Source organism: Hoeflea algicola (assembly GCF_026619415.1).
In the GTDB taxonomy this organism is placed as follows: Bacteria; Pseudomonadota; Alphaproteobacteria; order Rhizobiales; family Rhizobiaceae; genus Hoeflea; species Hoeflea algicola.
In genome coordinates this window covers 529,915-555,578 of sequence record NZ_JAOVZR010000001.1, presented here as the reverse complement: position 1 = coordinate 555,578, position 25,664 = coordinate 529,915, and the positions used below count along the sequence as shown (strand labels likewise).

Below are 25,664 nucleotides of genomic sequence, written 5' to 3'. Positions count from 1 at the left end.
ACGAGGCCGGAGCATGCTTGTGCCGAGCATCGGTAACTCTCCGCCAGATTGGCTTTGTTACCGAGGATCAGGCTGTTCGAAGGCCAGACTACAACATCGGTTGGAAAATCGTAATCCATTTCCAGCAATCTTATCTGGCGAAATCAATAACCTGCACTGAAAAGCTGCTTCATTATGTTGCCGAGTGCCCGTCAAATCATGTAGGAAAAACCCAGTCGGTGCGGCGCTATAGATCCGGCGGCGTCTCATGCTAACATGGCTTTTCGCGTGATGGGTTGCACGAGGCCTGCCTTGGCCTTGTTCACCGCATTGTCCGACATCTCATTGACGATCCCAAGTATCCGAGTGAACGCCCATGAATTTGCCTCACATCAAGTCCGACATGAACGAAAGCGATTTCAACCTGCTGCTCAACCAGGCACGGCAGGCCAGCGATCTGCTCAAGTCGCTCAGCCACGAAACTCGGCTGATGATTTTGTGCATCTTGTCGGAAGGCGAAAAATCGGTATCCCAGCTTGAAGAAATCCTGTCGATGCCGCAGGCTGCGGTCTCGCAGCAACTGGCCCGACTGCGGCTTGATGGCCTGGTCGATACACGCCGCGAAGGGCGGATGATCTATTATTCGATCGTCAATCAAGAGGTTTCTTCGGTGATTGGCACGCTCTACACGCTGTTTTGCGCGCCTGTGCGCAATCAGGACGCCTGACCGGCCGTCATTTTCACTCTGCCAACAAGACAACACGTCAAATAGCAAAACGGCGCGAAACCAAAAAGGTCCGCGCCGTCAAAGCGAATTGCACTTGCCACTTGCGCGGCGCGGCCCGTGTCAGGCCACGGCGCGCGCCAAAGCGCATTGCGACCAGAGTTCGCTCAAAGCGCCGGCGAGATGGCGAATGTCGCCATCGGTGTGCATCGGCGTTGGCGTGATCCGCAGCCGTTCGGTCTTTACCGGAACCGTCGGATAGTTGATCGGCTGCACGTAGATACCGTGATTGTCGATCAACACATCCGAAATCCACTTGCACTTGGCCGCGTTGCCAACCATCACCGGAACGATGTGACTGGGATTGGGCATATGCGGAATGCCGTGTGCGTCGAGCGCCTTGCGAACCTTGGCAACAGCGTCCTGATGACGCCGCCGTTCAAGTTGACTGGCCTTGAGATGGCGAATCGACACCGCAGCCGCCGCCGCCAGCGATGGCGGCAAGGCAGTGGTGAAAATGAATCCGGAAGCAAAGCTGCGGACGAAATCGCACAGTGCGCGGCTTGCGGTGATGTAGCCGCCCATCACGCCGAACGCCTTGCCCAGCGTGCCTTCGATCACGGTCAGACGATCCATGATGCCTTCGCGCTCGGCAATACCGCCGCCGCGCGGTCCGTACATGCCGACAGCATGAACTTCATCAAGATAGGTCATGGCGCCGAATTCATCGGCTACATCGCAGAGGTCGGCGATCGGGGCGATGTCGCCATCCATCGAATAGACGCTCTCGAACGCCACCATTTTCGGTGCCGCCGGATCATCCAGGGCCATCAACCGGCGCAGATCATCGGGGTCATTGTGCCTGAACACGCGCTTTTCGCAGCGCGCATGACGGATCCCCTCAATCATTGAGGCATGATTGAGCGCGTCCGAATAGATGATGAGGCCGGGAATCTTTGATCCCAGCGTACCGAGCGCGGCCCAGTTGGAGACGTATCCGGAGGTAAAGATCAGCGCATCCTGCTTGCCGTGCAGGTCCGCAAGTTCGCGCTCAAGCATCACATGGTAATGATTGGTGCCGGAAATGTTGCGGGTACCGCCAGCGCCGGCGCCGCAGCGCTCGATCGCTTCCTTCATGGCACCGGTGACCAAAGGATTCTGCCCCATGCCCAGATAGTCATTTGAGCACCATACCGTCACGTCCTGCGTCGAACCATCCGCCCGGTAGCGCGTGGCCCGCGGAAATCCACCGGCATGGCGTTCGATATCGGTAAAAACCCGGTAGTTGCCAGCTTCGTGCAGACCGCCGAGCTTTTCCTCGAAGAACGCTTCAAAATTCATAGCATTAACCCTATATGTCCCAGACAAGATGCGAAACATCGACGCTGACGTCAACCCGAAAATGGCGATGATGACAGCAGTCAAATAGTCGCACGGCGTCCGTCTGGTTCTCCTTGTCCTAGATCAAATCGCCCGTCTGATATGTGTTGCCCCGGTTTTGTGGTCTAGTTTCGGAACGATTTTGCCTGTGCTGAAACGGCCTATAGATAGGTGGAGCGCTCCAGCGGCGTGATTTCATTATCGAAAGCCTTCAGCTCCTCGCGCTTGATTTCGGCGAAAATACGGCGCAATTCCGGCCCGAACAGCCGTCGAATGAAGTCGGAACGTTCGAAATCCTCGATCGCGTCGTCCATGTCGTCGGACAGTTGCGGCAGCGGCACATTATAAGCATTGCCCTCGACCGGTGGTGGCGGTGCCTTGGCGTTCTCCAAGCCTTCCAGCATACCGCCAAGCACACCCGCCAGCACGAAATAGGGATTTGCGTCGGCGCCGGACATCCGGTGCTCCAGCCGACGCGCCTTGTCGTCGGACGCGGGAACCCTAACGACGACGGAACGGTTGTTACGGCCCCAGGCGATTCGGGTCGGCGCGTAGGAGCCGGGCTGCAGCCGGCGATAACCGTTGAATCCCGGAATATAGAGCAGCAACGTATCCTTGAGCGTCGACAACAACCCAGCCGCCGCATGCTGAAGTCGCTGGTCTCCGCCCTCGCCTGCAAAGATGTTATTGCCATCCTTATCGAGAATGCTGGCGTGCACATGCATGCCGTTGCCCGACCATTCCAGAAACGGCTTGGCCATGAAAGTGGCGCGAAGCCCGAATTTGTGGGCACATTCGGTGATCACCCGGCGCAGCAGCACGGTGTCGTCGGCCGCAGCCATGGCATCATCGCGGTGCTTGAGATTGACCTCGAACTGGCCGGGGGCCGCTTCCTTGATGATGGTGTCGATCGGCAGGCCCTGGGCGAGAGCAGCGGCGCGGATTTCGGCAAACAGCTCACTCTGGCCACGTAGCTCCGAGAGCGAATACATGTGCTGCTGATCGGGACCGGGGCCTGAATCCTTGCCCATTCGACCCGAACTCTGGAACACCGCCGGGTCCACCAGATAGAATTCCAGTTCGAACGCCGTGACCGGCCGCAAGCCCTTGGCGGTAAACCGGTCGACCACCCGCTGCAGCGCGTTGCGCGGATCGATCTCATAGGGTTCGCCAGCTTCGGTATACATCGACATCAACACCTGCGCCGAGGGCCGCGGCGACCACGGTGCCAGATTGATCCGGCCCGGAATGGCGCGGCAGTAGCCGTCAATGTCCCCGGTCTCGATGTGAATGCCGGTGGATTCGACTTCCCTGCCCCAGACATCGAGCCCGAAGATCGACAACGGCATGTTGATGCCGGGATGGCCCACCTTGCCGAGCGCTTCCGCCGGCCCCCATTTACCGCGCATCACGCCATTGATGTCGGGAATCAGGAAATCCACCGATTCGATCAGCGGGTTTGTTGCCATAAAGGCTTCGGCTTCATCATTCGTGGGCAGGTCGGCGTGCCGATCCGCGATTGGGGCGCTCTCGCGCATAATGTCACCCATGACCTTTCACGATTCCCGATGCCGCGCGCAGCGGCTGTTGCAGCGCTTGTCCGCGCTAAAAATTTGTGCACACACTCTTGTCAAAGGTCAAACCAAATTGCGATCAAGCCCTCGCACAAACCAATCAGGAACAAAACAATGCGCGTCAATGTGTCATCTCATGATCTGAAGGTTTTGGACCACAAGCATCACCTCCATCCCTTTACCGATCATGGCGCGCTGGGCATAGACGAACGCCGGGTGATCTCGCGCGCCGACGGCGTCTGGATCTGGGACACTGACGGCAATCGCATGCTTGACGGAATGGCCGGACTCTGGTGCGTCAATGTCGGCCACGGCCGCCAGGAAATCGTCGAAGCGGTGCGCGCGCAGATGAGCGAGCTCTCCTATTACAACACCTTTTTCAAGACCACACACCCGCCGGTGATCGAACTGTCGCGGATGCTTGCGGAGCTGGCGCCCGAACACATGAACATGGTGTTTTACGGCGGCGGCGGTTCCGATGCCAATGACACCATTTTCCGGCTGGTCCGGGTTTACTGGGATCTGATGGGCAAACCGACCAAGAAAACCATCATCTCCCGTCACAACGCCTATCACGGCTCCACAGTGGCCGGCGCCTCGCTCAGCGGCATGGGCGGCATGCACGGTCAGGGTGACCTGCCAATTCCGGGCATCCATCACATCGCCCAGCCATACTGGTTCGGCGAAGGCATGCAGACCGGCATGAGCGAAGATGAATTTGGCATCTGGGCCGCGCGCGAACTGGAACGCGCGATCGACGAAATCGGCGAAAACAATATCGGCGCTTTCATTGCTGAGCCGATCCAGGGCGCCGGCGGGGTCATCATACCGCCTGCCACCTATTGGCCCGAGGTCAATCGGATCCTCAGCGAACGCGATATCCTGTTCATTTCAGACGAAGTGATCTGCGGCTTCGGCCGGACCGGCGAATGGTTCGGCGCCGACACCTACGGCACGAAGCCCGACATGATGGCCATCGCCAAGGGCATGACCTCGGGCTATCTACCGATGGGCGGCGTCATCGTCTCAGACCGGATTGCCGAGGTGCTGCACGAAAAGGGTGGCGAGTTCTATCACGGCTATACCTATTCCGGTCACCCGGCGGCCTGCGCGGCTGCGATCGCCAATCTGACCATCATGAAACGTGAAAAACTGGTCGATCGCGTCCGCGACCAGATCGGACCTTATTTCCGGCAGCGCTGGCTCGCGCTTGGCGATCATCCGCTGGTTGGCGAAGCGCGGATGAAAGGTCTGGTCGGTGCACTCGAGCTGATTCCCGACAAGAACGATCTGAGCAAGCGTTTTGGCAATATTGGCGCTGCCGGCACGATTGCCCGCGACCATTCTTTTAACAACGGCCTGGTGATGCGGGCGGTGCGCGACAGCCTGATCGTCTCGCCGCCCCTGACGATCAGCGAAGAGGAAACCGACGAATTCATCACCCGCGCCCGCAAATCGCTGGATGATGCAGCGGCCTCGATTTCCGCAAAGGGGGCCATCTGATCCGGGTACCGCTTAACCTTTACGCTTAAGCTTAACGCCGGGTTATCAGACCCGGCGTTTCAGTTTGCGGTATGATCTCCCCATCCTGTGGAGGAGATCGAGATGCGTAACTTCCCATCATCCATCGACCGAACTACCGGGCACGGCCACAGAAACGGGTTGCTTGATCTGTTGAGGTTTGCTGCCGCTATGATGGTGGTGTTTTACCACTTTCTCTATCGCGGCGCGATTGAAGGCAATTATCTCGACCAGTCCTATGGCGCGGCGGGCGACGCCATTTCGCTGGGCTATCTCGGCGTCAATCTGTTTTTCATGATCTCGGGCTACGTCATCATCTGGTCGGCATCCGGCCGCGATTGGTACGGATTTTCGTTCAGCCGGCTGGCCCGGCTCTATCCCGCGCATCTGGTGGCCATGACGATTACCGCCATCACGATGGCGATGTGGGCGACGCCGCCGCTGACCACCAGTTTTGCGCAATGGCTGGCAAACCTGACCATGCTGGCGCCATTGTTCGGCCAGAACTTCATGGATGGGGCTTACTGGTCGATTGTCATCGAATTGCTGTTTTACGCCTGGGTGATGATCGGTCTGTTTACCGGGGTATTGCCACGCCATACCGATCTGGCGCTGGCGGTCTGGTTGAGTCTGGTTGTCGCCAACAATCTGTTTATCGGCTCTCGCCCGTTCGAATTGCTGTTCCTCACCGAATATGGTGCCTATTTCGCCTTTGGCGCTCTGATTTGGCGGATGACTTCGCACGGACCGAGTACTTTTCGATTGTTTCTTGCCGGTTTGGCGTTGGTGCTGACGCTGCATGCGGCGGAAGTGCAACGGCTTGACGTCATCGCCCGGCTTGGTGAAGCCGGTTCGGCCACCAGCACGGCCTTGGCAAACCTCGCTATCATCACACTGTTCCTGATGGCGGCGACGCTCGGCAGGCGCTTCAAGGCAAGCGCCTGGATGCTGGCGCTGGGTGGCATCAGCTACCCGCTCTACCTGGTCCATCAGAATGCCGGCTACATCCTGATCAACCTGACCGCCCCCGGCATTGGCAAATGGTCGGCGTTGGCCCTCGCTACCGTGCTGTCGCTGGCGGTGAGTTGGTGGATCTACGCCCGCATCGAACCGGGCGGCCGCCGTATCATCCGCGCATTGTTCTCGCCCGCCGCACGCTACCTGCCCCGAACCGCGGCGCGTCTTTCAGTTCCGGCGGAATAATAAAATCATAAATCACCCCGGAACGAGAAGGGGCGGCCCTAACGGCCGCCCCTGATCTTTTATCTGTGAACTTCGAGCCGTCGCTTATTGCGGCAGCTTGTCGTCAACGCCTTCGACGTAGAAATTCATGCCCAAGAGCGTGCCATCGTCAGAAACTTCACCGTCCTTGAGCCAGACGGTACCGTCCTGCTTGTTGATCGGGCCGGTGAAGGGGTGGATGGAGCCATCCTTGATGCCGGCTTCGGTGGCTTCTGCCATCGCCTTCACATCGTCAGGCATGTTGGTGTATTCCGCCATGGTGAGAATGCCGTCCTTGAGGCCGTCCCAGGAAGATTCGCCACCCTTCCAGGTGCCGTCCATCGCCGCAGCGATCTGCTTTTCGTAATAGGGACCCCAGGTGTCTTCGATGGCGGTCAACTGCGCGGTCGGGCCGGCCTTGATCTGGTCGAATGCCTGACCGAACGCCTTGATGCCGCGTTCTTCGGCAACCTGCATCGGGCCAGTCGAATCGGTGTGCTGGGTGATGATGTCCACGCCCTGATCGATCAGCGCCTTGGCAGCATCAGCTTCCTTGCCGGCGTCAAACCAGCTGTTGACCCACACAACCTTGAGTTTGAAATCAGGATTGACCGAACGGGCGCCGGTGAGGAACCCGTTGATGCCCATGACCACTTCCGGGATCGGGAACGAGGCGATGTAGCCGGCAACGCCGGTCTTCGACATCTTGCCGGCAATCTGGCCGATGATGTAGCGGCCTTCATAGAAGCGCGCATTGTAGGTGGTCACGTTCGGCGCGGTTTTGTAGCCGGTGGCGTGTTCGAATTTCACGTCCGGGAACTTGGCGGCAATTGCCAAGGTCTGGTCCATGAAGCCAAAGGATGTGGTGAAGATGATGCCGCAGCCGGAACGGGCGAAGCGTTCGATGGCGCGCTCGGCATCCGGACCTTCCGGAACATTTTCGAGCGCCACCATTTCGACCTTGTCGCCAAGCTTTTCCTGGGCGTACTGGCGGCCGATTTCATGCGCCTGGGTCCAGCCGCCATCGGTCTTCGAACCGACATAGATAAAGCATGCCTTGTACGGGTCGGCAGCCAGCGCGCTTGTCCCGGCTGTCGCTGCGAATGTTGCAGCCAGTGCAAAAACGATTTTTTTCATTTAGTCCACCTCTCTGTTGCTCCTCCGGCTTGGCCGGATGGAATTGGAATTTTGTCGTTGGTGCGCGAATCGATCAGGACTACCGGTCCGGCACAAAGGCTTTGCCCAGCGAAGCTGGAGTGTTCATCAGTGTCAAGCGCCGGTCGCGTGAAATGATCACCAGCACGACGATGGTCGCAACATAGGGCAAGGCCGACAGGAATTGCGACGGAATACCGAAACCGAGCGCCTGGGCATGCAACTGGCCGATCGATACGGCGCCGAACAGATAAGCGCCACCGAGAACCCGCCACGGCCGCCAGGAGGCAAACACAACCAGCGCCAGCGCGATCCAGCCCCGCCCCGCGGTCATGTTCTCCACCCATTGCGGCGTATAGACCAGCGAAAGATGCGCACCGGCAAGACCGGCACAGGCGCCGCCAAACATCACCGCCAGATAACGGATCTTGAGCACATTGATGCCCAGCGCATGCGCCGAGGCATGATTGTCGCCAACGGCGCGGAGGGTCAGCCCGGCCCGCGTCCGGAACAGGAACCAGGCAACGCCACCCGTCAGGACCAGCGATATGTAGAAGATCGGATCCTGGCCGAAAACAAGCCGCCCGATCAGCGGGATGTCGGTCAGCACCGGAATGTGGAGGCTGCCAAGCTTGACGCCCGCCGAGCCGACAAAACTCTCACCGATCATCCCTGACAGACCGAGACCGAGCAGCGTCAGCGACAGGCCGGTGGCAACCTGATTGGCGGCCAGCGACAAAGTCAGCACACCGAACGCCAACGAAAAGACCGCACCGGCAGCCACCGCAGCGAGCATGCCGATCCAAGGCGATCCGCTCAGCGCCGTGGCCGCGAAGCCGCAGACAGCGCCGATTACCATCATGCCCTCGACACCCAGGTTGAGCACGCCGGAGCGCTCGACCACCAGTTCACCGATGGCGGCGATCAGTAACGGCGTAGCTGCCGTCATGATCGTCAATAATATGTTTTGAGCAATGTCCATCAGGCCTGGCCTCCGGCTGCTGCCGTGGCTTTACGCCACACCAGCCGCACCTGGTAATGAATGAGCGTGTCGCAACCGAGCACGAAGAAAAGCAGCAATCCCTGGAACACACGCCCGACCTTGTCGGAGACACCAAGCGTCATCTGTGCTGCCTCACCGCCAAGGTAAGTCAGTGCCAGCATGAAGCCAGCTGCAATCGCCCCCAACGGATTGAGGCGTCCAAGAAAGGCGACGATGATCGCCGTGAAGCCATAACCGGGCGATATCGTCTCGCGCAATTGGCCGATGGCGCCGCTAACCTCGGCGATTCCGGCAAGACCAGCGAGTCCGCCCGAGAGCAGGAACGCGAAGAAGGTCATCCTTTTCTGCGAGAATCCGGCAAAGCGCCCTGCCCGCGGATTGGCGCCAAGCACCCGGACCTCGAAGCCGTTAAGCGTGTAGCGCAGCATGAACCAGGCGATGATAGCGGCGATGATGGCGAGCACGATGCCATAATGCGCGCCGCCCGCCGATGGCATGATCTCGGGCAATTGCGCGGCCGCAGGAAACCGGACGGAGCCCGGGAAATTGTTTCCATTGGGATCCCTGAACATACCGCGGGCCAACCAGTCCAGAAACAGCTGCGCGGTGTAGACCAGCATTAGGCTGGTGAGGATCTCGTTGGTGTTGAAGCGGGTCTTGAGGTAGGCCGGGATGGCACCCCATGCGGCGCCGCCGGCCATGCCAAGCAACAGCATCAGCGGCAAAGTCAGCCAGGTCTGGAACCCGGGCATGAGGATAGGCACCAGCGAGCCGGCAATACCGCCCATGATGAACTGCCCTTCGGCACCAATATTCCAGTTGTTGGACCGGTAACAGACCGACAGACCGACGGCGATCAGGATCAGCGGCGCCGCCTTGATCGTCAATTCGTGCAGCGACCAGATCTCGGTCAGCGGCTCGATGAAAAAGCTGTAAAGCGCGTCGAACGGGTTTTTGCCCAGCGCCATGAACAGGATTGCGCCCGCAACTAGCGTCAGGCCGAGCGCGATGAAGGGTGACAGCACGGCGAAAAGCCGTGAAGGCACCGGCCGTTTCTGCAATTCAATGTGCATGGCTTGCCTCCGGCGCGTTGTCTGTCCGGGCGGTGCCGTCGTGAAAGCCCCCCATCAACAATCCTATCCGTTCCCGTGTCATGTTCGCGGCCGGCTCTGGATTCGAGAGCTGGCCCTCATTGATCACGGAAATGCTGCTGGCAATCTCGAACACTTCGTCGAGATCCTGGCTGATGACGATGACCGCCGACCCGCTCTTGGCCAGATCGACCAGCGCCTGGCGGATGCGGCTGGCGGCACCAGCGTCGACTCCCCAGGTCGGTTGATTGACCACAAGCACTACCGGCTGGCGGTCGAGTTCACGACCGACAATGAACTTCTGCAGATTGCCGCCTGACAGCGACCCCGCCGGCGGATCCTCCAGCGATTTGCGCACATCCATCGCCTCCGATATCCGCTTGGTGGCGGTCGCCACGGGACCATTGTTGATCAACCCCAACCAGCCGCCTGTGAGGAACGTCTTGCGGTCCGAGGCATAGCGCGAAAGCACCAGGTTTCCGCTCAAATTCATGTCTGGCACCGCCGCGTGACCATGGCGTTCTTCCGGCACAAATCCGCAGCCCATGAGCCGGCGCGCGGTAATACCCATATGGCCCGCGGCAACGCCCGAGATACGAATCGAATTCGCATCCGAAACAGTCACCTCACCGGAAAGCACATCAAACAGTTCGCTCTGTCCGTTACCGGCGACACCGGCAATGGCGATCACTTCGCCGGCCCGAACCGAAAGGTCGACATCGCGCAAGGCCACCGAGAAGGGCGTCAGCGCGGGAGCAGAAAGTTTTTGAACCTCCACCAGCACATCACCCGGTTCGCCGAGACCGGCGCCGGAAATTTCGGCAACTTCGCCACCCACCATCATCCGCGCAAGTGAAGACGGTGTCTCCTGGCGTGGGTCACAAGCACCCGTCACCTTGCCATGACGTAACACCGTGGCCCGGTCGCAAATGCGTTGCACTTCCTCAAGCCGGTGACTGATATAAAGCACCGAGCGACCCTCGGCTTTAAACTTGGCGAGTGTTTCGAACAACTTGTCCGCTTCCTGCGGGGTCAACACCGAAGTCGGTTCGTCAAGGATGATCAGTTCAGGGTTCTGCAGCAGCGAGCGCACGATTTCGATCTCGCTGACGTTCGCCCACCGAAAGATCGGCGACATGGGCAGAAGGGTCGAGCGGCAAGCCATATTCGATCGACAGCCGCCGCGCTTCCTCGGAAATCTTGTCGATCGGCACATTGCCGTCGAGCGCCAGCGCAATGTTTTCCGCCACTGTCAACGCTTCAAACAACGAAAAATGCTGGAACACCATGCCCACGCCGGTGGCACGAGCCTCTCCCGGGCTGCCAATCCGGACTGGCTTGCCCTTCCACAAAATCTCTCCGCCGCTGGGGTCGAGAACCCCGAACAGCATTTTCACGAGGGTCGATTTGCCGGCGCCGTTTTCTCCCAACAGCGCGTGCACCTCTCCCGGCGCAATCTTGAGATCAATGCTATCGCAAGCCCTCAGGCTTCCGAAAACCTTGGTCAGCCCCTGGTTTCCAACAGCGGCGTATTGCTCGTTTGGTTTTGCACGTCACCCCCTGAAATCTGCACTTGCCAGCTTCGCCAAATGCGGCGCTCCTCCCGTAAGTGCGAAAACACGCTCCACCATATGATCCACAAATTCAAGGGACCGGCGGCCATCCGACGGGCAATGCGAACCGCTATCAAACGAAATATTTGTGCGCCGCACAAGAGCTACGGGATCGAAAATTCCGAATATTTTCAACGGATGGGAATTTCCGATCTTCCGAAAAAGGCAATGGCCGCCTTTGCTTTTCAACTTTCCCCTACGAGTGTTTCAAACCAGACGCCGGTGAGTTCCGCCTGATTCAGAGGGTCAGAACGGTGGTGCCGGTGGTCTTGCGGGCTTCCAGATCGGCATGGGCGCGGGCTGCCTCGGCGAGCGGGTAGCGCTGATTGACACCTATTTTCACAATGCCACGCGAAACAACGTCAAACAGCGATTGTGCCGACGTTTCGAGATCTGCGCGGCTTGCAGTGTAGGTGAACACCGACGGCCGGGTCGCAAACAGCGAGCCTTTCTTTGCCAAAATGCCGAAATCGATCGGACCAATCGGACCTGACGACTGGCCGAAGCTCACCCACAAGCCGCGTGGTCGCAGGCAATCGAGCGATCCGGGAAACGTATCCTTGCCCACCGAATCATAAACCACATCGGCGCCCTTGCCGCCGGTGATCTCCTTGACCCGGCCAACAAAATCCTCGGTGCGGTAGTTGATTACATGATCATAGCCGTTGGCCGAAGCCAGCGCCGCCTTCTCCGACGAGCCGACTGTGCCGATCACGGTGGCGCCAAGCGCCTTGGCCCATTGACCGGCAATCAGGCCGACACCGCCGGCAGCGGCATGAAACAGGATCGTGTCGCCAGCTTTGACCTCGAATGTGCGCCGGAGCAAATATTCGGCCGTCATTCCCTTGAGCATCATCGCAGCTGCAATATCAAACTCGATGCTGTCGGGGATTTTGACCAAACGATCGGCGAGGATCACGCGCTCTTCGGCATAGGCGCCGAGCGGCCCGACATAGGCAACCCGATCGCCTTGCTTCAATGTCGAAACACCTTCGCCAACGGCGGTGATGACGCCGACGGCTTCATTGCCGGGCACCAGCGGCAGGCCGTTGGGCGCCGGGTAGAGCCCGGTTCGGAAATAGACATCGATGAAATTGAGTCCCACCGCCTCGTGCCTGATCCGGACCTCGCCCGGCCCCGGATCGCCGACCGGATGGTCGCGCCATTCGAGAACCTCGGGACCGCCATGACTGGACACCACGATTGCTTTCATCTCACCATTCTCCCTGGAAGTATCGTCCGCACAGATCTTGCTCAGGCCGGCGGACGGCGGCCGAGTGCGGGGAACATCTGCATGACCCCGCCAATCACAAACAAATAGGCGCCAGTCAGCATCACCGCCCACATCAGCCAATCCGGGCTTTCGAAATGCAGCAGCAATGCATAGCCAGACAGCACCGACCAGACCGAAAAAATGGTCAGGTTCACTGGTCTGAGCCGTATCACCCGCACCGGATGCAGAAAGAAGATCGGCAGGAATGTCATGATCACCGCCGCCAGTACGATCAGAAACGCCACCGTTTCGGAGGCATTGATGACAAACAGCGTGAACACCAGCATGTTCCAGACCACAGGGAACCCGGAGAAGAAATTTTCTTCGGTTTTCATGCCCGTGTCGGCGTAATAGATCGCGCTCGACATGACGATCAGTCCGGCAGCGACAAACGATAGCGGTTCGCCGATCATGCCGCTCTGATACAGCGCAAACGCAGGAATCAGCACATAGGTGACATAATCGATGACGTTGTCGAGCATGACGCCTGACCAGTTCGGCAGCACTTCCTTGACATTGAGCTTGCGGGCGATCGGCCCGTCAATGCCGTCAATCAGCAGCGCAACGCCGAGCCACCACCACAGATCGATGAACCGACCCTCGGCAGCCGCCACCAGCGCCAGAAACGCCATGAACGAGCCACTGGCGGTCAGGATGTGAACCGAGAATGCGCGAATCTCCGCATAAGGCACGCGGCGGTATTTGAATGGAAGTTTCATGCCGCCTATGCCCTCCTCGACCAGCGACCGGAGGCCCTAATTGGGGCCGCTCCAGTCGAGTGCGCAGATTTCTGCCGAACGCCCGGCAAAATTCCAGTTGCGGCCAAAGGCGCGCATCTTCGAGCGCTCCGACTTGGCGACGATGATTTCCGGTGCAATCCAGTATTCAGAATTGGAGATCACCGTGTCCTCGCCATGTTTCCTGCCGGGAATCGGCGAGACCACGCCGTCGATGATCTTGGGAATCTTGACGATCCTCTTCTTGTCCTCGACCTCATAGCTGATCGGCACTTGCTGAACGCCCAGAAAATTGCCTACGAGGATCGACAACAGCCCGGTCGTGCCACCGGCCTTGCCGGTGAAAATCTTGGTGAAGGCCTTGGTTGCGTAGATCGACGCGCGCTTGTCGACAAACAGACCCGCGGTCCAGTTGCCGCGACTCATATAGCCCGGAATTTCCATGATCAGGCCGAGATTGAGCCCGGAAAGGTCGGTGTCGCCATAATAGCCGTTATCCACGCGGAAGCCGGCCCAGGTCTGGCAGTAGCCTTCGGTCGGGGGATGCTGGCCTAGCGATATCACGCAGGGGCAAAACACGGTGCAATTGCACGACAGCACCAATTCGCCCTTCAAGGCCCATTCCACATCAGCCATTCATGTCTCCCGCATCAGTTCACCGCGCTCCAAATCAGCGCCACGCCCCAAAAACTCACTATCGCGCCGCCGAGGCGACTTGTCACCCGACCGGTTCCTGTTTTTTCGACAAACGTAAACAGGGTTAGCGCCGCCATCCAGACCACATTCATGCTGCCCACTGCAAGCATGATCAACATCATGGCCCAGCAGCAGCCGAGGCACCATACTCCCTGCTCCATGCCCAACCGGAACACGCCCAGAGTGCTCGAGCGCCAGCGCGCAAACAGCGTGGTGAACGGATTGCGGCACTTGCTCAGGCAGGCCTCCTTCAGCGGTGTGAATTGATAGGCGCCCGCGCCAAAGAGGATCAACCCCGCCACCACGCCCTTGACCGGCTCGGCCGCAGTAGTGCCGGTAAACGATGTCACCGTCATCTGGGCTGAGGCGAAAAGGATAGCGGCAAGACTCCAGACAAAAAGGTAGCCCGAGGCCAACACCAGCGGGTGAACCACAGGATCGCCGCGTGCGGCGGCGGTGTCAGCGATCTCGGAATAGGTGCGAATCATCGGCGCAGCAGTCGGCAGCATCATTGCCGCCGCCATCGCGGTCCACATCATCACCAGCGCCAGATAAATCCCAATCGTCCCGCCGCCCGAAAGCAGCGCTCCGGAATCGGCTGACAGGCACAGATCAGCGATCCTGGCCGCAAACGATCCAGAATCGACCGGAAGGAACCGGGCAATCAACGACATCCCGGGCCCCAACGGGCGCGCAGACCCTTCGAATCCGGCGACGGCCCCTGCCATCGACAGCAGCAACCACCAGGCAATCGCCGTCGTGAGGATCGCCATCGCCATGACCAGCCACAACGGCTTTCGGCTCAGCGTGGCAATGGTCTGGCCCGACCGATCGAGATGATCGAACCGGCCTTCAAGCGGGTCGGGGTTGCCGGACGGCGTAAACATGCGCCAAATGATCCCATGGAGTTCGTTGCTCCCAAGATGTAAGGGAACATGTACTTCAAGCGCAATCGCCAATGAAGGTCCGAAGGGTAAAACATATGCAGCTACAGCATGATATCGCCGTCGTAGGCGGCGGCCTGGCCGGATCAGTCGCAGCACTGGCTGCGGCTGCCAAGGGATGGCGGGTGGCCTTCATCGCGCCGCCGCCGCCGCGGCAAGACCAACGCACCACCGCCTTGCTGTCGGAATCAATCGATCTGCTCACGAATTTAGGCATCTGGGAGAGTGTCCGGCCGGTTTCGGCACCGCTGCGCACCATGCGCATTCTTGACGGGACCACCCGGTTGTTGCGCGCGCCGCCGGTGTCATTTCAAGCCTCCGAGATCGATTTGGACGCCTTTGGCTACAACATCCCCAACAAGCCGTTGTTCGAGGCGCTACAGGTTGCTATCGGGGAAGCTGCCCTGGTTGAGCGATTTGAAAGTCCGCTCGTGGAGGCCAGCCAATCCGATAACGCGGTCACCCTGACGCTCGCCGATGGAACCCGGATCGACGCCAGCGCAGCGCTTGCCGCCGATGGCCGCAAATCCACCCTGCGCGAAGCAGTCGGCATCAAGGTCAAGACCTGGTCCTATCCGCAATCGGCGCTGGTAATGAATTTTTCCCATCGTCTCGACCATGCCGACACCTCCACCGAATTTCACACCGAGCGCGGTCCATTCACTCAAGTTCCCCTGCCCGGGCGACGCTCCAGTCTGGTCTGGGCAGTCAAGCCCGATCAGGTCGACGAAATCCTGGCCTGGCCGCGCGAACGCCTCAATGCCGAGGTGGAGGCACGAATGTGCTCCATTCTCGGGTCAGTCGGGGTCGAGGACGGCATTCAGGCCTGGCCGCTATCGAGCCTGATTGCCGAGAAATTCGGCATCGGCAGAACCATGCTGGTCGGCGAGACCGGCCACGCCTTTCCCCGATCGGTGCGCAAGGCCTCAATCTCGGGCTGCGCGATATCATGCAGGCGATCACGTCGCTCGCCGAGGCTGGTGGCCCCGAACACGCCACTGAGGCCGTCACCGCCTTCAACCGTCAGCGCAGGTTTGATGTCACCAGCCGGACCGCCGGCGTCGACCTCTTGAACAGGGCGTTGTTGAGTTCGTTTCTGCCGATGCAGGCGCTGCGCGCCGGCGGGCTGGCGGCGCTTTCGGCGATTGGCCCACTGAGGCTGCTGGCGATGCGCCAGGGCATGACCCCGGGCTGGCGCAAGAACGCCCGCACGCCGGATACAGCGTCAACCCGGGAACAGGTCGGGCGGTAGCGTTGCACTGGTGATCAGCCACAACAGCGTCGAGACCGTAGCAACACTTGCCACCGTGGTGACCAGAACGGTGGCGGAAGCGCGCTCGACCCAGGTCGAATATTGCTGCGCGATCACGAACACGTTGGTTGCTGTTGGCAGCGAGGCCAGCAGCACCGCTGTGTAGACCCAGACCGGTTCGAAATCGCCGACCGCGCTCAGCCCCACATACATCAGCACCGGGTGCACGATCAGCTTCATCGGCACGATGAAACCGAGTTCCACCGGAATCCGCTTGAGCGGTCGTAACGCCAGCGTCACGCCCATAGCAAACAGCGCACAAGGGGCCGCGGCCTGGGCCAGATAATCGATCAGCCGGGTGACCGGCAGCGGCGGTGTGAAATGCAGCGCGGCGGCGGCAACGCCCACCGCAGTGGCAAGAATGAACGGGTGAAAGGCAATCTTGCGCACTACCCCGAGCGCCAGTGCTGCGGGACCGCGCTTGTCGCCACCAGCAAGAGCCATCATCATCGGCGCGATGGTGAAATGCATGATGTTTTCAAAGCAGAAGATAAGCGCCACCGGTACGGCGGCCTGTTCGCCGAAGGCCAGGATGGCAATTCCGGGGCCCATATAACCAATATTGCCATAGGCTCCGGCCAGCCCCTGCACGGTAGCTTCGCCGATCGCCGCGCGGCGTATCAGGATGCTGGCGGCGAATACCAGCGCAAATATCGTATAGGTGACCACCATGCTGGTCAGCACGTAGTCCCAGCGCGCCAGCTGTTCGATCGGGGTTCGCGAGAGCAATTTGAAGAACAGAGCCGGCAATGACACGTAAATGATGAAGGTGTTGAGCCACCCCATCGCCACTTCCGGCTGCTTGGTAATGCGCGCGGTGATATAGCCGAGCAGGATCAAGCCGAAGAAGGGCAGCACCAGACCTGTGATTTCCGCCATGAATTACGCTCGTGTTCGCGGGTTGATTGATGCAACGGTTTTCGGGAGGAGCCGCCACCCCGGGCTAGGTTCCCCGTCCGGTTCCGTCAAGGCCGGAAACTTGATCTTTTCGTCAAATACCCCATCTTTAGAGGCCAAAGGAAAAAAGACATGTCGTTCAAACTTGCAAAATTCCAAATCGGCCAGGTCGTCAAGCACCGGGTCTTCCCGTTCCGCGGCGTTATTTTTGATGTCGATCCGGTCTTTGCCAACAGCGAAGAATGGTGGAATGCCATTCCCGAAAATGTGCGGCCCCGCAAGGATCAGCCGTTCTATCATCTGCTGGCGGAAAACGACGACACCGAATACGTGGCCTATGTATCGGAGCAAAACCTGCTCGACGATGACAACACCAAACCGTTGCGCCATCCCCATCTGGCCGATTTCTTCGACGCGCAGGTCGATGGCCTCTATCGTCCCAAGGAACGCATCAGCCACTAACGGTCGCTATGAGCGGGATGAGCGAACTCAAATCGAGCCGGATTGGGTGTTGCGAAGCACAGGCAGAGATGTACGCCGGACCGGCAATTAAGGGTTCAGCGCTCAAATCGAGATCACCACGATTCCGGTGTTAAAGCGGAATGTGATCAAGCCCCGCCAGCACTTTTCTCAGTTAGCAGCTACGAAAAAGCCCGGAGGCGCTGGCGCATCCGGGCTTGATGGTCGAGACCTTGCTGAAATCAGTTCTTTTTGGCGGCGGCCTGAGCTTCTTCGAGCTTCTTGCGCGCTTCGTCGGCCTTCTTCGTCATTTCTTCCTGCAGCAGACGCTGACGTTCCTGAAGTTCGGACTGGGCGACCGGATCGCCGTCCCACGCCTGGGTAAAGCCTTCGAGCGAAATTTTCAGCGGGTTCGGCGTGCGCTGATAGTTGACCGAAGTCAGCACCAATTCGCCACCCTTCTTGTAGGAAGCAATCATGGCGTCGGTCAGCAGGATTTCCGCAACGCAGGTTTCCGGCATGCAGATCGCGTATTCGACGCGCTGGGCCTGGCCGCCATCCACCTGCAGATTGATGCCCGGCTGGATCAGGCGAGCGGTCGGCACGGTGATCTGAAGGATCTTGCGGTTGACCTTGCCGGTCACATTGATCAGGCCAATGGCGGTAAGAAGCTGGCCGGTGGGGGCTGTGACAATGTTCTGCACAACGCACACATCATTGTCTTCCTGCTTGGTGCAGGTCTTGTACCAACCCTGGTTCGCGCCCTGGGCCGATGCGGGGGCCGGCGTGAACGCAGCGGCGAGGCCGACGGACATGACGGCTGCAAAAACGGTCTTCGTGGTGGCGTTCATTGACATCCAAGTCTCCTGAAACACGCCCCGTGGGGCGCCAATCGGTTCGCGCGGTTTCCCGCGTCATCGTGCATCGGTCGCGCCTTCTCGATTGAAAATGCGGCGACAGCAAGGCTCTCTCGGCTACCTGTTAACGCGGGATGCCCACAATATCCAGCCCGCGGGCCCGATGAACCGTAAAAAATCGGCCGCAATGGGCCCATACGGTGGTCTGGTTCCCGGCTGGCGTATAGTCTCGCCACGGGAATCGGCCTCCGGTGCCCCTGGTTGCAATCCTGGAAGGATAGACAATGAAACGAATGCTGGCAGCATTTTCTGTCCTGGCCGCGAGCCTCATTGCTGCGCCCTCGTTGGTTTCGCAAACGCGCGCCGAACCGGTGCATGCCATCGCCATGCATGGCGAACCAGCGTTACCTGCAGATTTTACGCACCTGCCCTATGTCAATCCGGACGCCCCAAAGGGCGGGCGCATTGCCTATGGCGTGGTCGGCAGTTTCGACAGCGTCCGTCCCTTCATCGTCAGAAGCATGCGCACCAGCGCCCGCGGCGTGGTCGACCCGGAATACGGCAATCTGATCTATGAGACGCTGATGCAGCGCTCCCAGGATGAACCCTTCACGCTCTATGGCCTGCTGGCCGAATCCGTTGAATGGGACGAGGAGCGCAGCTTCATCCAGTACAATCTCAACCCGCTGGCGCGCTGGTCGGATGGCAAGCCGGTTACCGCCGACGACGTGATCTTCACCATGGAATTGCTGCGTGACAAGGGACGGCCGCCCTACAGCACCCGGCTTAACCGTGTCGCCAAGATGGAAAAGATCTCGGATCTGTCGGTGCGTTTCACCTTCAACGAGACATCCAATCGGGAATTTCCGCTGATTCTATCACTGTCACCAGTGCTTCCAAAGCACGCCACCGATGCTGAGAATTTCGACCAATCGACACTGGAACCGGGGATCGGCTCCGGCCCCTATCTGATCAGCGAGATCAAGCCCGGCGAGCGCATCACCTTCACGCGGCGCCCGGACTACTGGGCCAAGGACCTGCCGATCAAGCGCGGGATCGACAATTACGACGAGATCTCGGTCGAATATTTTCTTTCGGAGACCGCCCAGTTCGAAGCTTTCAAGAAAGGCGTATTCGATGTCTATCCCGACGGCAGCGCTACCAACTGGAGCCGCGGCTACGATTTTTCGGCGGTCGAGAACGGCGACATCCTGCGTGAGGAATATGACCGCCGCACACCCTCGGGCATGTATGGCTTCGTCTTCAACACCCGCCGCCCGATTTTTGCGGATGTACGGGTACGGCGCGCGCTGGCCATGATGTTCGATTTCGAATGGGCCAATCGCAGCCTTTACGACAATACCTACAAGCGCACCCATTCGTTTTGGGACGGATCGGATCTGTCGAGCTACGGCAAGCCTGCCGATGCGCGCGAGCGGGAAATTCTGGCGCCCTTTCCCGACACGGTTTCAGACGACATCATGAACGGCACCTGGCAATTGCCGGTCTCCGATGGATCGGGCCGTGATCGCAAGATCAGCCGCGCCGCGCTGACGCTGCTGCAGGATGCGGGCTACCGGATCGACAGCGGCCAGTTGCTGGATCCATCCGGCAAGCCGTTCAGTTTTGCGCTGATGACCCAGAATGAAGGACAGGAAAAGCTCGCTGTCGCCTATCAGCGTTCGCTGGCAGCGCTTGGCATCGAAATGGCAATCCGCACCGTCGACGACGCGCAGTACCAGCAGCGCTCGCAGACCTTCGACTATGACATGATCATGAAAGCCTTCACTTCGTCGCTGTCGCCCGGCACCGAGCAACTCGGCCGCTGGGGGTCGGATTCGCGCGACCGTGAAGGCTCATTCAATTTCGCCGGGGTTGCCAGTCCGGCGGTCGACGCGGCCATCGATGCGCTTCTCAACGCCCGCAGCGCCGAAGACTTTCACTCAGCCGTGCGCGCCTATGACCGTGTGCTGCTGTCGGGTTATTATGTGATCCCGACCTTCCACCTCGGCAAGTCCTGGATGGCGCACCGCAGCCGCATCGTCGGCCCGGAAGGCGATCCGCCGCTTTATGGCTACTATCTGCCGGCATGGTGGGATAAAACCGCCAATCCATAAAACCGCTTCCAGAATTCATGCCGCACAAAGCCGGCAAGAAAGGTATCCTGATGACCGTCCCCTCGCTGACCATCGACATTGTTTCCGATGTCATGTGCCCATGGTGTTATATCGGCAAGCGCCGGCTCGAAGCCGCCTTGCTCGATGTCAGCCAGGAAATGGACGTCGAGGTGCGCTGGCGACCATACCAGCTTGACCCGACATTGCCGAAGGAAGGCAAGGACCGGCAGCAATATCTCGAGGACAAATTTGGCGGCGCGGAGGGCGCAGACCAGGCCTATGCGGCGGTGCGCGCGGCAGGTGCCGACGAACAGATTCCGTTTGCCTTCGACAAGATCCCGGTTTCGGCCAATACGCTTGACGCCCACCGGGTGATCCGTTGGGCCGGATCTGAGGGGTTGGCAGCACAGGACAAGATGGTCGAAACCCTGTTCAAGGCCTATTTCGAAGAGGGCAAGAACATTGGCGACGATGCGGTGCTGGTGGAGGCTGCCCAACAGGTCGGGCTCGAACCGGCCGTCATCGAACGGCTTTTGTCAGGCGATGCCGACCGCGACACCGTCAACGCCGAGATCGACCAGGCGCGGCAGATGGGCGTGACCGGCGTTCCGTGCTTTATCATCGACATGAAATACGCGCTTGTCGGCGCCCAGCCGGCCGAGGCGCTGGCCGACGCCCTGCGCAAGGTCGTCATCGAAAAGGCCAAGCAGGAGGCCGAAGCTTCCGAGACGCCGGAGGCGTAAGCCCGCTTTTGATGGCAGACAGCGCCGGTTCGGACGGCGAAGCGGCGGGAATTGTCTAGCGGGCCATGCCCACACCGATTTTCAGATGAAATTCGAGCCCCGGCAACCTTGCCTGCCGGGGCTTTTTGCTGCGCAACGCTCTGAATGGCGGTGACTAAGCCGGACAAATCGATCACGAAAGCCATGCCCTGATCACGCACCGCGTGATCGGCCGTGACAATGGCCCCTTGCTGGCTCACGCCTTCGCAGTCGGCACCAAAAACCGACAGCCGTTTTTGAACCGTGCAGTCCCGATTTTGGGGGCATTTTCACTGTTTGACGCGTCGATTGTGAACGCTCCGGGTCGCCTGCGGTTGACAATGAGGCCCCGATCACATCCGAAAATGCCATGCAACCCGTTGAGTTTGCTTGGTTCTTTCCTGGCACCCCCTGCCCGTTCAGCCTTCCAGTCACGTCAGACCCACGCCGTTCTCACGGCCATGTGGTTCGCAAGTCATCAGCACAAGCCTCATCTTCAGGTCATCGAACAACACGGCTCACCCAACGGGCCGCCCCACGAACCGGACAGACGGATACGGATTTCCGCTTTCCACCTCACAAGGATAACGACCATGAACAAGATCATCATCGCCCTCGGCTTCACCCTTGCTGCTTCCACCGGCGCCTTTGCCGCTTCCACTGCCATGGACGCCTATGACGTCCCCGCCGTGCAGGGCGACATCACTTACGCTGTTGGCGTTGCCAACGACCTGGTCAGCTACGACCGTGCCGGCAATGACGGCTCGCCGAGCTTCCTGGCTCCTGCCGCAACCGGCATCGATTACACCGCCACTGCTTCCATCGGCGGCGTTTCCAACGACCAGATCATCTATGACCGCGCCGGCAATGACGGTTCGCCGCGCTTTGCCAACTAACAATTGAGACCTGGATCGGCGGACCTTTCGCTCCGCTGATCCCTTCCCCCGCAGACATCATCTTTACGCAGTCCTCCCAAGACGCGACCCAGATTCAAAGGATAAGACCATGAACAAGATCATCATCGCCCTCGGCTTCACCCTTGCTGCTTCCACCGGCGCTTTTGCCGCTTCGACCGCCATGGACGCCTATGACGTCCCGTCGGTTCAGGGCCAGGTCAATTATGCTGTTGGTGTTTCCAACGATCTGGTCAGCTATGACCGTGCAGGTCAGGACGGTTCGCCGAGCTTTCAGGCTTCGGTTGCTGGCGTCGATTACACCACGACCGCCTCGATCGGCGATGTCGCCAACGACCAGGTCCGTTACGACCGTGCCGGCAACGACGGTTCGCCGCACTTCACACGCTAAGACACAAGCCTGACGGATGGCGCCGGTTTCCTCCCGACCGGCGTCATCCGCTTGCTGACGGCCGCGGCCATGATTACAGGCACTCCCTGCCCTCCAGCTTGACTTGATGCAGGACGGTATCGTTCAAATTGAACTCATTTGGACACGACGTGCATCAGCGACGCCCGACACCGAAATCCGTCCGATGACGGGCGCACCGCGCGAAACCCCGCTTGAAAAGGCGGAGTTTTTGCCTGTGTGGGCTGGTCGATTGAAGTCTAGCCGGCAAGTTCTCTCTGATGGGCATCAACCCAGATCGCACCGGCTCCCTGCCATGCGGTCCATCTCGATTGCGGTGTGGAGACAACGAACGACCTGATTCTCGAAGCCGGTGGGGTCAGCGTCTACATATGGCTAAAAACGCCCACACCAGCACTGGTCGCCGCCATCCTCCCGCTTGGTAATTTTCCCGCGCCCTGGCCTTTCGGCTGCAATCGCCAAAGCAAAAAGATGCCTGACAGAGATCGCGAAATCATCAAATTCGGCGTTAAAGGCCCATTTTTGTGGGGTCCATACCGCCGCATTGCAGCGGGCGGCTGCTGGCTTTAAGCGAATGCACAAATATGCCAATATTTTCAAGGATCTTCAGACACAAAAAAACCCGCCGAAGCGGGTGTTTTATGGTGCGGTCGAGAAGACTCGAACTTCCACGGGTTGCCCCACAGCGACCTCAACGCTGCGCGTCTACCAATTCCGCCACGACCGCACGTGGTAGAGCCGAAATCTGTCGGCGCGCTGCATGTAGCAAATGGTCATGCACTGCACAAGCGCATTCCTGACAAAAATGACTGTAGCCGACAAGCATCTGTCGCTGCGGATTTTAAAAGCCGCGACAAGTGCTTGCGCGGCTGGCACCAGGGCTGAAACACGGCCCGCGCAGATCACCTCATCAAAGTGGTTTGCTTCGCGGCTGATTCTCATTAGACAGGCAGCATGACCCAACGCGACACATTGGAAACCCGGTTTTTCGCCCATGCTGGCAGCCCTGCCGTACGCTGGCGTGTATCCGAGGGGCTGACCCCATACCCTCAAGCCGTCGAATTGATGGAGACTGAGGCGGCCAAGATTGCCGCAGGCGCTGCCGACGAGCTGGTCTGGCTGGTCGAGCACCCGCCGCTTTACACCGCCGGCACCAGCGCCAAACCCGAAGACCTGGTGGCACCTGACCGGTTCGAGGTGTTCGAGACCGGACGCGGCGGCGAATTCACCTATCACGGCCCGGGCCAGCGAGTGGCTTACGTAATGCTTGATCTCAAGCGCCGGCGGCAGGATGTGCGCGCCTTCGTCTCGGCCATGGAAGCCGTCATCATCACCACGCTGGCAAGCATGAATGTAACCGGCGAGCGGCGCGAAGACCGGGTTGGCGTCTGGGTGCGCCGCCCGGACAAGCCCCGGCTTGGCGATGACAGCATGGCCGAGGACAAGATCGCTGCCATCGGCATCCGTCTGCGCAAATGGGTAAGTTTTCACGGACTTGCGCTGAATGTGGACCCGGACCTTGAACATTTTTCAGGCATCGTGCCCTGCGGCGTACGCGAACACGGGGTGACGAGCCTTGTCGATCTTGGCTTGCCGATACCGATGCACGAATCCGACATTCGCCTACGCGACGCGTTCGAGACCATTTTCGGGCCTACCGTCATCGACCACCCGGGCTGAACCGTCCGGACGGTGTCGTCGGTGCGGCGAATCGCCAAATTCCACGGATTGTTCAGGTGGTAAACCCACGGCCTGCCGACCTGCCTCATTGAGGTCTGTGCAGGTCAGGCAGCAACCGCGCCGGGACCGGCAACACGGGCGATGAACTCGCGCCAGGCTGATTTCTGGCCGCCCGGGGTCAGGTCGAGCGCGGGATCAAACAGTGCTTCCGCGTCAGCTACCGAGAATGGCTGGGCCGATCCCAGCGCTGCGAGCACGCGATTGATGTAGGTGAGTTGTTCCATGCCCAGCACCGCCCACAGACCTTTGCGGCGGCTGGCAAGAGGACCCTCGCCTTCAACGACGGCGTGCCAGACCTGGCTCAGCGCGAAGGCTGCCAGATGATGGCTCTGGGTGCCGGCCATTTCCATGATCCGCACCAGCGCTTCGATTTCGTTGCGGCTGGCAATCAGCCCGCCGCGCGCGAGCGCCCGTCGCAGCCAGTCGGCCTTGGCCCTCGTCATGGTCCCTGCGGGGGCCAGGTGATTGACAACATGATCGGTCAATGTGCGTATAAAAAACTCGTCCCACTCGACACATTTTTCGGCTCGGCAGTGCTCAAGCGCCAGCAGGGTCGCCACCGCATCGGGGCCATCAAGCCCCCTGGCAAACACCCGGTTCTCAATCAACTGGACGTCTTGCGGCGTGAAATTGGATTTTTCGGCCAGCGTACATGCTGGGTAAGAAAGGCGTAGTTCACTCATTTCTTGCTCCCCATTTCATCATGAAATGTGAGAAACACTCTGCCATTAAGGAGTTTCTAAAATACCAAGGCTCACGGTTAATGCAAAGTTGCCGTCAGCGCGGGCGCCAAAACCTCAGGCTCACAGCATCACCGTGATTGACAATTCCTGGATCTGAGCAGACGGTTTTTCGAGGCCACCGGCTTTTCGGCAGCCTGATTTTGGAGATCGCTTCGATGGTGAAATTCAGCATGATGAAATCTGGCTTGGCCGGCGCAACCATGATGCTAATGGCGCTTGGATCCGCACAGGCACAAACGATTGGCGGCAGCTATCAGGTGGAAGGCACCAATCTGGACGGAAGCAGCTATTCCGGCACTGCGCAGATAGATGTAACCAGCGCCACCACCTGCCGCATCGCGTGGGACACTGGCACGTCCTCAAGCGGCATCTGCATGGTCAATCAGAACGCCTTTGCAGCGGCCTATGTGTTCGAAAGCGGCGCGGTCGGACTGGTGGTTTATGAATTAATGCAGGACGGCACACTGGACGGCGTGTGGACAATCGCCGATACTGCCGGCGCCGGAACAGAGACCCTGACCCCGATTGAATAGATTCGGCCTTC

At 59.5% G+C, this 25,664-nt stretch carries 24 protein-coding genes, 1 tRNA gene and 2 pseudogenes; 13 read left to right on the top strand and 14 right to left on the bottom strand.

The annotated features are described in order from the left end of the window. The first annotated feature begins 355 nt into the window (after positions 1–355). Positions 356–706, top strand: coding sequence for an ArsR/SmtB family transcription factor (locus tag OEG84_RS02830; protein WP_267652327.1), 351 nt, complete (start codon positions 356–358; stop codon positions 704–706). A gap of 120 nt (positions 707–826) precedes the next feature. On the opposite strand, the gene hemA is transcribed toward OEG84_RS02830, so the two are convergent. Further along, positions 827–2,044 (bottom strand): 5-aminolevulinate synthase, encoded by a 1,218-nt coding sequence (gene hemA, locus OEG84_RS02825; RefSeq protein ID WP_267652326.1) that lies wholly within the window; start codon positions 2,042–2,044, stop codon positions 827–829. A 200-nt stretch (positions 2,045–2,244) separates the two neighbouring features. Further along, positions 2,245–3,633 (bottom strand): glutamine synthetase family protein, encoded by a 1,389-nt coding sequence (locus tag OEG84_RS02820; protein WP_267652325.1) that lies wholly within the window; start codon positions 3,631–3,633, stop codon positions 2,245–2,247. A 138-nt stretch (positions 3,634–3,771) separates the two neighbouring features. On the opposite strand from OEG84_RS02820, the gene OEG84_RS02815 reads away from it, so the two are divergent. Together OEG84_RS02815 and OEG84_RS02810 are read left to right on the top strand one after the other, a co-directional pair. Next, positions 3,772–5,160: an aspartate aminotransferase family protein gene (locus OEG84_RS02815; protein WP_267652324.1), complete on the top strand. Its 1,389-nt coding sequence runs from the start codon at positions 3,772–3,774 to the stop codon at positions 5,158–5,160. Positions 5,161–5,262: 102 nt separating this feature from the next. Further along, the gene (locus OEG84_RS02810) at positions 5,263–6,381 is read left to right on the top strand and encodes an acyltransferase family protein (protein ID WP_267652323.1); all 1,119 of its coding nucleotides are present in this window, start codon (positions 5,263–5,265) and stop codon (positions 6,379–6,381) included. An 84-nt stretch (positions 6,382–6,465) separates the two neighbouring features. On the opposite strand, the gene OEG84_RS02805 is transcribed toward OEG84_RS02810, so the two are convergent. The 4 genes and pseudogenes from OEG84_RS02805 to OEG84_RS02790 all read right to left on the bottom strand — a co-directional run bounded on the left by OEG84_RS02805 (position 6,466) and on the right by OEG84_RS02790 (position 11,156). Next, on the bottom strand, positions 6,466–7,536 hold the full coding sequence (locus OEG84_RS02805; RefSeq protein WP_267652322.1) for a BMP family ABC transporter substrate-binding protein: 1,071 nt from the start codon (positions 7,534–7,536) through the stop codon (positions 6,466–6,468). Between the two features lie 79 nt (positions 7,537–7,615). After that, on the bottom strand, positions 7,616–8,536 hold the full coding sequence (locus tag OEG84_RS02800) for an ABC transporter permease (protein ID WP_267652321.1): 921 nt from the start codon (positions 8,534–8,536) through the stop codon (positions 7,616–7,618). Continuing rightward, positions 8,536–9,630 carry an ABC transporter permease gene (locus OEG84_RS02795; RefSeq protein WP_267652320.1) on the bottom strand — a complete coding sequence of 365 codons (1,095 nt, stop codon included), beginning with the start codon at positions 9,628–9,630 and terminating at the stop codon, positions 8,536–8,538. The genes OEG84_RS02800 and OEG84_RS02795 overlap by 1 nt, the downstream gene beginning before the upstream one ends. After that, positions 9,620–11,156, bottom strand: a pseudogene (locus OEG84_RS02790) (ABC transporter ATP-binding protein). The gene OEG84_RS02795 and the pseudogene OEG84_RS02790 overlap by 11 nt, the downstream one beginning before the upstream one ends. A gap of 123 nt (positions 11,157–11,279) precedes the next feature. Here OEG84_RS02790 and OEG84_RS02785 point away from each other — a divergent pair. After that, positions 11,280–11,498, top strand: coding sequence for a hypothetical protein (locus OEG84_RS02785; RefSeq protein ID WP_267652319.1), 219 nt, complete (start codon positions 11,280–11,282; stop codon positions 11,496–11,498). Position 11,499: 1 nt separating this feature from the next. Here OEG84_RS02785 and OEG84_RS02780 read toward each other — a convergent pair whose 3' ends face one another. From OEG84_RS02780 to OEG84_RS02765, 4 genes are read right to left on the bottom strand one after another with little or no spacing between them, the layout of a single operon-like run. Then, positions 11,500–12,474, bottom strand: a complete 975-nt coding sequence (locus tag OEG84_RS02780; RefSeq protein WP_267652318.1) for a quinone oxidoreductase family protein — start codon at positions 12,472–12,474, stop codon at positions 11,500–11,502. 41 nt (positions 12,475–12,515) lie between these two features. Next, positions 12,516–13,253, bottom strand: a complete 738-nt coding sequence (gene pcsA, locus OEG84_RS02775; protein WP_267652317.1) for a phosphatidylcholine synthase — start codon at positions 13,251–13,253, stop codon at positions 12,516–12,518. A 36-nt stretch (positions 13,254–13,289) separates the two neighbouring features. Beyond that, positions 13,290–13,907, bottom strand: a complete 618-nt coding sequence (locus OEG84_RS02770; RefSeq protein WP_267652316.1) for a DUF1326 domain-containing protein — start codon at positions 13,905–13,907, stop codon at positions 13,290–13,292. Positions 13,908–13,921: 14 nt separating this feature from the next. Beyond that, positions 13,922–14,854 (bottom strand): DUF2182 domain-containing protein, encoded by a 933-nt coding sequence (locus OEG84_RS02765; RefSeq protein WP_267652315.1) that lies wholly within the window; start codon positions 14,852–14,854, stop codon positions 13,922–13,924. A 95-nt stretch (positions 14,855–14,949) separates the two neighbouring features. On the opposite strand from OEG84_RS02765, the pseudogene OEG84_RS02760 reads away from it, so the two are divergent. After that, positions 14,950–16,163 (top strand): annotated as a pseudogene (locus tag OEG84_RS02760) (UbiH/UbiF family hydroxylase). Here OEG84_RS02760 and OEG84_RS02755 read toward each other — a convergent pair. Continuing rightward, a complete protein-coding gene (locus tag OEG84_RS02755; RefSeq protein ID WP_267652314.1) occupies positions 16,137–17,102 on the bottom strand; it encodes an AEC family transporter in 966 nt (321 codons plus the stop codon). The pseudogene OEG84_RS02760 and the gene OEG84_RS02755 overlap by 27 nt on opposite strands. Before the next feature lie 150 nt (positions 17,103–17,252). Here OEG84_RS02755 and hspQ point away from each other — a divergent pair, with 150 nt between their 5' ends. After that, a complete protein-coding gene (gene hspQ / locus OEG84_RS02750) occupies positions 17,253–17,582 on the top strand; it encodes a heat shock protein HspQ (RefSeq protein ID WP_267652313.1) in 330 nt (109 codons plus the stop codon). Positions 17,583–17,821: 239 nt separating this feature from the next. On the opposite strand, the gene OEG84_RS02745 is transcribed toward hspQ, so the two are convergent. After that, a complete protein-coding gene (locus OEG84_RS02745) occupies positions 17,822–18,430 on the bottom strand; it encodes an invasion associated locus B family protein (RefSeq protein WP_267652312.1) in 609 nt (202 codons plus the stop codon). 299 nt (positions 18,431–18,729) lie between these two features. Here OEG84_RS02745 and OEG84_RS02740 point away from each other — a divergent pair, with 299 nt between their 5' ends. The 5 genes from OEG84_RS02740 to OEG84_RS02720 all read left to right on the top strand — a co-directional run bounded on the left by OEG84_RS02740 (position 18,730) and on the right by OEG84_RS02720 (position 23,207). After that, a complete protein-coding gene (locus tag OEG84_RS02740; RefSeq protein ID WP_425602887.1) occupies positions 18,730–20,553 on the top strand; it encodes an extracellular solute-binding protein in 1,824 nt (607 codons plus the stop codon). 17 nt (positions 20,554–20,570) lie between these two features. Further along, positions 20,571–21,296, top strand: coding sequence for a DsbA family oxidoreductase (locus OEG84_RS02735; RefSeq protein ID WP_267652310.1), 726 nt, complete (start codon positions 20,571–20,573; stop codon positions 21,294–21,296). A 611-nt stretch (positions 21,297–21,907) separates the two neighbouring features. Further along, positions 21,908–22,210, top strand: coding sequence for a hypothetical protein (locus OEG84_RS02730; RefSeq protein ID WP_267652309.1), 303 nt, complete (start codon positions 21,908–21,910; stop codon positions 22,208–22,210). A 109-nt stretch (positions 22,211–22,319) separates the two neighbouring features. Continuing rightward, positions 22,320–22,619 (top strand): hypothetical protein, encoded by a 300-nt coding sequence (locus OEG84_RS02725; RefSeq protein WP_267652308.1) that lies wholly within the window; start codon positions 22,320–22,322, stop codon positions 22,617–22,619. 336 nt (positions 22,620–22,955) lie between these two features. Continuing rightward, a complete protein-coding gene (locus OEG84_RS02720) occupies positions 22,956–23,207 on the top strand; it encodes a hypothetical protein (RefSeq protein ID WP_267652307.1) in 252 nt (83 codons plus the stop codon). Positions 23,208–23,279: 72 nt separating this feature from the next. Here the strand turns inward: OEG84_RS02720 and OEG84_RS02715 are convergent. Next, positions 23,280–23,364, bottom strand: a tRNA-Leu gene (locus OEG84_RS02715). A gap of 227 nt (positions 23,365–23,591) precedes the next feature. Here OEG84_RS02715 and lipB point away from each other — a divergent pair. Next, complete coding sequence (lipB, locus tag OEG84_RS02710; protein WP_267652306.1) at positions 23,592–24,317, top strand: lipoyl(octanoyl) transferase LipB; 726 nt, start codon at positions 23,592–23,594, stop codon at positions 24,315–24,317. 104 nt (positions 24,318–24,421) lie between these two features. Here lipB and OEG84_RS02705 read toward each other — a convergent pair whose 3' ends face one another. Beyond that, complete coding sequence (locus tag OEG84_RS02705) at positions 24,422–25,060, bottom strand: hypothetical protein (protein WP_267652305.1); 639 nt, start codon at positions 25,058–25,060, stop codon at positions 24,422–24,424. A 200-nt stretch (positions 25,061–25,260) separates the two neighbouring features. On the opposite strand from OEG84_RS02705, the gene OEG84_RS02700 reads away from it, so the two are divergent. Continuing rightward, positions 25,261–25,653 (top strand): hypothetical protein, encoded by a 393-nt coding sequence (locus OEG84_RS02700; RefSeq protein ID WP_324288165.1) that lies wholly within the window; start codon positions 25,261–25,263, stop codon positions 25,651–25,653. Positions 25,654–25,664 lie beyond the last annotated feature (11 nt).